General features: G+C 68.7%; 1 protein-coding gene. It reads left to right on the forward strand.

Annotated elements, in window-relative coordinates; all coding sequences use genetic code 11:
• Positions 1–429 precede the first annotated feature (429 nt).
• A partial coding sequence (locus FK530_RS26460; protein ID WP_205124260.1) for a hypothetical protein occupies positions 430–639 on the forward strand: 210 nt, incomplete at its 3' end.

The following is a 639-nucleotide window of genomic DNA, read 5'->3' on the forward strand; positions in this document are numbered from 1 at the left end:
TTTCCGTTCCACGCATTCGTGAAGAATAACTCGATATGTTCTGACGCGTTGTCACGACAATTCGTCCAGGCCTTTCCCGGGTGATGTCGGGGAGGAATTCAGGACGTTCCTCCCAGACATTCTCCCGGACATTCTCCGGGCCATGAGCCGTGAATGTGAGACAACCGCGGCAATTCCGCTTCCCGCCACCCATGCGCCTGTGACTGCAAGCCCGGGATGGCCGGCGACATCCTCGGCGAGGCGGTCGGCACGTGCCCTGTGCGCCGGGGTGAACGGTGGCAGGGTCCCGTCCCAGTGGACCAGGGAGTGGGCGAGGACGTCTCGGGGATCCAGCTCGACACCGGTGAGGATTGAGGCATCGTGCAGGGCGGCCTCGAGGGTCGGGGTCGGGGAGGGCTGGCCGGGACGCCCGTGGGAGAGCCGGAGCGCATGGACGTGGGGACCGTGGGCGGCGCGCACCGCCTGGTCGATCCAGGGCCACTTGACGGACAGGTGCGACAGGGCCTTCGCCTGCACGGGAGCCGTCGGGTCGGGGGAGACCAGCAGACCCTGGCCGACGGGGCGTGCGTCCAGGCCGTCGGCGCGCACGAGCAGCGTGGTGCGGGCGATGGGGGACCCGCGCCCGAGGTCGACCACGGT

This window comes from Tsukamurella conjunctivitidis (assembly GCF_007858475.1).
Classification (GTDB): Bacteria; Actinomycetota; Actinomycetes; order Mycobacteriales; family Mycobacteriaceae; genus Tsukamurella; species Tsukamurella conjunctivitidis.